General features: G+C 47.6%; 4 protein-coding genes. 3 read left to right on the top strand and 1 reads right to left on the bottom strand.

What is annotated here, in order from left to right; translation table 11 throughout:
* Positions 1-175: 175 nt before the first annotated feature.
* Complete coding sequence (locus MNV_RS07775; protein ID WP_096204999.1) at positions 176-1,156, bottom strand: lysylphosphatidylglycerol synthase transmembrane domain-containing protein; 981 nt, start codon at positions 1,154-1,156, stop codon at positions 176-178.
* A gap of 142 nt (positions 1,157-1,298) precedes the next feature.
* Here MNV_RS07775 and MNV_RS20650 point away from each other — a divergent pair, with 142 nt between their 5' ends.
* The 3 genes from MNV_RS20650 to MNV_RS07790 all read left to right on the top strand — a co-directional run bounded on the left by MNV_RS20650 (position 1,299) and on the right by MNV_RS07790 (position 4,298).
* Positions 1,299-1,424, top strand: coding sequence for a heavy-metal-associated domain-containing protein (locus tag MNV_RS20650; protein ID WP_096205001.1), 126 nt, complete (start codon positions 1,299-1,301; stop codon positions 1,422-1,424).
* A gap of 98 nt (positions 1,425-1,522) precedes the next feature.
* Positions 1,523-4,072, top strand: a complete 2,550-nt coding sequence (locus MNV_RS07785; protein WP_256999994.1) for a heavy metal translocating P-type ATPase — start codon at positions 1,523-1,525, stop codon at positions 4,070-4,072.
* A 4-nt stretch (positions 4,073-4,076) separates the two neighbouring features.
* Positions 4,077-4,298 carry a hypothetical protein gene (locus MNV_RS07790; protein WP_096205004.1) on the top strand — a complete coding sequence of 74 codons (222 nt, stop codon included), beginning with the start codon at positions 4,077-4,079 and terminating at the stop codon, positions 4,296-4,298.
* Positions 4,299-4,374: the final 76 nt, after the last annotated feature.

Here is a 4,374-nt window from a genome sequence, read left to right on the forward strand (position 1 = left end):
CAGGTTTTTAAACATTGAAGACGTGAAATAATGTTGAACATACAAGTTCCTGGGATATATCGGTAGGACAAGTGGTATATCCCAGAATTATTCATCTTATCTTATAGATATAGTGATGTGGCGAAGGTATTGTCAGGGGATTCCTTTTATCATTCTGCCCATCAAGGTGTAGGCATCAGGAAATAATATCGGAATAATGGAGCGAAGACAGCACTGTTTTTAAACCTATCAGATCGACCAGCAATATACTGACCCTCACCAGGACCGAGAACGCCAGCGCCGTCGCGGGGAGAATCCCGAACAATGAAAATACCAGGATCACCCCGCCTTCCATTAAACCCAGGCCCGCCGGCGATATGGGCACGAACATCAGTATGGTTATCAGCGGATGAAGTAAAAAGAAAGCGATGAACGGAAGCTGGATCCCAAGGGCTTTTCCCAGGTAAAACCACTGCAAGCCTGCAAAAACCCACCCGATCAAATATAATATTAAAATAGCATTGAGGCTGCCTTTTATCTGGATACTGCGTTCTTTAAAAAATGAAAGTTTTTCTGTGAATCTTTTGAAAAAAGGCAGCTTACTGATAAATCTTGAAGTCATGTTCTCGCTATGCCATGAAATTATCAACATTAAAATTCCAGCAACAAGCAGGAGAACAGCGCCGATACTTACCGAAATAAGCAGGTCTTTACTGATAGTTGTACGTGAGGAAATATAGAATATAGCTGCAACAGCCCCCGCAACCTTGAGGATAAATTCAATACCCTGCGGTGCGAAAATGCATGCCATCCCGTCGGTTATCTTGGTTCCGGCATTTTTTTTCAGTATAGGCGGAGTCAGAAAATACCCGCTCCTCCCGGGAGTTATATCGCCTACGATCATCCCGCCCATATGTGAGAAAAATACGGTTGGATACCCGGTATTATATCCAATCCTTGCCAGCAGGTAGTTCAGGCGACCTGCAAGAATGATATTCAGAAATAAATAGGATACACATGCCAGGATGAAAAATAAATAATCGGTTTTTATGAGAACGGAAATTATTTCATTTATATCGAGTTTGTTTAAAATGAAAGCAATAATGACTATGCCAATGATTAGCTGAAGAAAAATACTGCGTGCTCTCATTCTATTAGCTATAATATTGTCTTTCATGGTTAAATGCTTTGCATTAGGAATCCGGCATTATTTTTTAATAAATTAAGGTTATTTTTGTGTATTTTTTCATTTTTTAAACCACAATGGACATAACTAAATATATACTATAACATTCTAAAATAAAGCCCGGAGAAATACATTGGAAGACGTAATCATAAAAATCAAAGGCATGATGTGCGAGCATTGCGAAAAAATGATTCATGACGCTGCCGTGGGCGTTAAAGGAGTCAGGAAAGCAAAAGCCGATTTAAAAAAGGCGAGGTAAAAGTCTCGTTCGATACTTCCGTAACAGACCTTGAAACAATAAAAAAAGCTATTGCAGCCACTGGATACAAGGTTCTGGAAGAGCCGCAGGCGTGCCCTGTGCCTTTACCGGCTGAACAGGCTGCTCCCCCGCCTGAGATAAAAGAAGCAGCCGGTGCAGGAACAGCCGGAGCGGGCGGGTTGAGTAAAATAACCCTGGGAATTACGGGAATGAGCTGCGCCTCGTGCGCCCAGAACATCGAGAAGGCGCTTAATAAGGTAAATGGAGTTAAGAATGCCTCGGTCAATTTCTCGCTTGAGCGGGCGATGGTGGAATATGACCCTGCGCAGGCGAACCCGAAAACGCTGGAGAAGGCAGTAACCGACCTTGGATACGGGGTGGCAAAGCGCGATATTACGCTCAAGATTGGCGGAATGCACTGTGCTTCGTGTGCGATCAACATTGAGAAAGCCCTTCTAAAGACAGATGGTATCGTCTCAGCTAACGTGAGTTTCCCCCTTGAGCAGGCGAAGATAACGTACGACCCTGAGATCATCCCGGTATCCGGCATCAGAAAAGCTGTTGAGGGTGTGGGTTACACAGCTTCTGAGAAACTGGAGAAAGGAGATTCTGACAGGGAGCAAAGAGCCAGGGAGGCTGAGATAAAACGGCAGAGGATTAATTTTATAATGGCCCTGATTCTCGCGGTCCCGATATCACTCGGCGATATGGGGCGCAACCTTGGCTGGGCATTCGTTCCCGATGTTCTGAAAAACGATTACCTGCTTTTCATACTTGCGACTATCGTAATGCTCTTCCCCGGCAGGCAGTTCTTTGAGGGAACGTACAGGGGACTGAAGCACGGCGTAACTGACATGAACCTGCTCATCGCCACAGGGACGGGCGCTGCTTATATTATCAGCGTAGCCGGGACTTTCTTTAACCTCGGAGAGGCGTATAAGCACACTTATTACGATACCGCAGCCCTGCTTATCATGTTCATCGTGCTCGGACGATATCTTGAGGCGCTCACCAAAGGAAAGACCTCCGAAGCTATCCGCAAACTCATGGGATTGCAGGCAAAGACAGCCCGAATTATCGTGGACGGACAGGAAAAAGAGATACCTGTCGAGAATGTGAAGGTAGGGGATACCGTGGTCGTGCGTCCGGGTGAGAAGATACCGGTTGACGGTGGTGTGATTGAGGGTCTTACTGCTGTGGACGAATCCATGATAACAGGTGAGAGCATCCCTGTGGAGAAAACCACAGGCTCGGAGGTCATTGGCGCCACCATGAACAAGACCGGGATGATAAAGTTCACAGCTACAAAAGTGGGCGCAGATACTGCACTTGCGCAGATAATCCAGCTTGTCGAGAATGCCCAGACCCAGAAGGCGCCCATCCAGAAGCTTGCGGACATTGTAGCCGGGCATTTCATCCTTGCTGTGCATGCTCTGGCTCTGCTTACGTTCTTTTTCTGGTTCTTCGTCGGGTTTGAATACTTTAACGTGCCCGTTACCTACGGTATGGGAGCAGAGTCTCCATTCCTGTTCTCGCTGCTTATATCCATAACCGTGCTTATCATTTCATGCCCCTGCGCCGTGGGACTTGCGACTCCCACTGCAATAATGGTGGGCACAGGGAAAGGTGCTGAGAATGGCATCCTCATCAAGGGCGGAGAGGCGCTTGAGAGGGCGCAGAAGCTGGATACCATAGTGTTCGATAAAACCGGTACGCTGACGAAAGGCGAGCCGGCGCTCACAGATGTAATCGCCATAAAAGGAACAGAGCACGAGGTACTCAAGCTTGCGGCGACCGCCGAGAAAGGGTCGGAACACCCGCTCGGTGAGGCTATACTCAAAGGCGCAAAAGCGCGCGGCATCGACATCCCGGATGCTGAGGCGTTCAGGGCGATACCTGGAAGAGGCGTTGAAGTGAAACACGATGGGAAGCGGCTCCTGATCGGCACACGCAAGCTTATGCTGGAGAATAGTATAGACATATTGCCCGCAAACAGTAATATGGAGAAACTTGAACACGACGGCAAGACTGCAATGCTGGTATCACTGGACAGCGAGCTAATGGGGATAGTCGCAGTTGCGGATACCCTGAAGGAGAATTCAAAAGATGCTGTACATGAACTGCGAAAGATGGGATACACCGTGGCGATGATAACAGGCGATAACAGGAGGACTGCGGACGCGATCGGACAGCAGGTCGGTATTGATACTGTGCTGGCTGAGGTGCTTCCTGAAGACAAAGCCTCCGAGGTCAAGAAACTCCAGGCCGAAGGTAAAAAGGTAGCGATGGTTGGCGATGGCATAAACGACGCCCCGGCGCTGATGCAGTCGGATGTTGGCATTGCAATAGGCAGCGGTACCGACGTGGCAATAGAATCGGCGCAGATAGTCCTGATAAAGAACGATGTACGGGACGTGGCAAAAGCCATCAAACTGAGCAAACTCACGCTCAATAAGATAAAGCAGAACCTTTTCTGGGCTTTCTTCTATAACTCAGTGGGAATACCGATAGCGATGGGCATCCTGTACGCTTTCACGAATCCGCCGTACCTGATAAATCCGGCGCTTGCTGCTGCCGCGATGGCTGCAAGCTCTGTTACTGTGACGATGAATACGCTTCTGATGAAACGTACTAAATTAAAGGGGTGAACCTATGGAAAAAAATCTTGGGCTCTACAGCACGCTTGCAAGCCTTGGCACGTCGGTTCTTGTTGTGCTCCTGTTCTATACTCTTGCAATGCAGAAAGTGCGGGAGAATATGATGTACACGACCGTGGATGTTTACGGAGGGATGGTGTTCGTGTTCATACTCTCGATGATTGTGACGGCATCGATATGGCCGGGGGTTATTGAGAAAAGGATGATGAAGAGATGATGGCTTGGTTATCTTGACGAATAGGAAGTATAAACGCATTTTCTTATCCCGTTACTGAAATAGATAAGTTGATTTC

The organism is Candidatus Methanoperedens nitratireducens (assembly GCF_900196725.1).
In the GTDB taxonomy this organism is placed as follows: Archaea; Halobacteriota; Methanosarcinia; order Methanosarcinales; family Methanoperedenaceae; genus Methanoperedens; species Methanoperedens nitroreducens_A.

What these genes read in the sequence shown, in the direction of transcription:
- MNV_RS07775 (WP_096204999.1), bottom strand. Translation starts at nt 1,156, where the DNA reads ATGAAAGACAATATTATAGCTAATAGAATGAGAGCACGCAGTATTTTT.
- MNV_RS07790 (WP_096205004.1), top strand. Translation starts at nt 4,077, where the DNA reads ATGGAAAAAAATCTTGGGCTCTACAGCACGCTTGCAAGCCTTGGCACG.